This window comes from Phyllobacterium sp. P5_D12 (genome assembly GCF_054049495.1).
Genome location: NZ_JBFUMG010000887.1, coordinates 1 through 1,257, shown reverse-complemented (window position 1 = coordinate 1,257; position 1,257 = coordinate 1). Strand labels below are relative to the sequence as shown.

The window sequence follows — 1,257 nt, the reverse complement described above, 5'->3', positions numbered from 1 at the left end:
AAGCAACCATGGCCAGCTACAACGACATGATTGCGCCATGTCGCGGCAGAAGACCGCCACGACGATCATGCCGATGGGATTTCTAAACCCTGAGGTGACGGCGAAGAATACTGAGCGTCTCCTGACGGATGGCTGTCAGGAAGGCTGTGCTAGACTCCTCATCCCTTGGCCGGCGAAGAATAAAGGGTCTTTTGACTATGACGATATCCCTGTTTCTCGCTGCTCTCGGATCCGAAGCTCCGCCAGCCGACCGGGCGAGAGACATGAACCTATATAGTTGGTTAATCGGAAGCTGGGAAATGGAAACCATCCGCTATCTCGACGATGGCACAACCCAAGGATCGACTGGAGAAATCCATTTCGGCTGGGTGCTGGAAGGTCGCGCCATCCAGGATATTTGGATCAGGCCAAAACGGCCTGCTCCGTCCACCATGTATGGTACGACTTTGCGCATCTTCGATCCAGGCATTGGCGGCTGGCATATCATCTGGAGTGACCCGCTCAACCAAGATTACTCGCGCCAGATCGGACGGGCCGAGGGTAAGGACATTGTTCAGATCGGCGACGACTCGCGTGGTCTGAAAGCTCGATGGCGTTTCACTGAGATCACTGCTGACAGCTTCCATTGGATCGGCGAGGAAAGATCTTCCAACAGCGATCCTTGGCAAATCACTTACGAACATTTTGCCCGCAGAACCGATCCTTGCTTTGGGGCAGTTTTGTGACGAAATAGCCACAGATGAATAAGTGCAGCCGGGAGTTTGCTCTCGACATTTCGTGGGGGAAAAAGCTCGCGATGATATCGCGACGGGTGGTAGGGCGCTTCCGAGGTATCAGCTCAAAGTGACGTCGGCCACATCTTTCTTATAGTCTGCCTTCGGATCGACTCCGATAAGCACTTTGATACCTGCCAGAATACTCGATCCGTTCAACCATATTTCAGCGCGGTCCGCTTCGAAGCGCAGCAGAACAAGTTTAGGATCGTCTTTTCCGTGCTCGTACCACGCCGCCACAAAGGTATTCCACAGTCGATCGATTGTGGCGCGATCGTTGTGGACAGCAACCGATCCATGAACGGAAGCAAAAAGATCGTGGCCCTTTGCGGCGAACGCTGCAACGGCCCGGCTGTTTTCTCCAAGGTTTTGGACAAGCGAGCTTTCAGTTGAAGTAAAGAAGAAGATGGGTCCATGATCTCCCTCTACCTGGGCTGTCATAGGTCGCGTATGGCTCTCTTCCACCCCCACCAGACCCAACATC

Annotated in this window: 2 protein-coding genes; one reads left to right on the top strand and one right to left on the bottom strand. The window is 53.7% G+C overall.

The annotated features are described in order from the left end of the window. Positions 1-299 precede the first annotated feature (299 nt). Entirely contained in the window at positions 300-725 is a 426-nt protein-coding gene (locus ACXJ5O_RS27350) for a hypothetical protein (protein WP_457302652.1), read from the top strand. Positions 726-833: 108 nt separating this feature from the next. Here the strand turns inward: ACXJ5O_RS27350 and ACXJ5O_RS27345 are convergent. Beyond that, positions 834-1,257: pyridoxamine 5'-phosphate oxidase family protein (locus ACXJ5O_RS27345; protein ID WP_457302651.1), on the bottom strand; the 424-nt coding region annotated here is incomplete at its 5' end.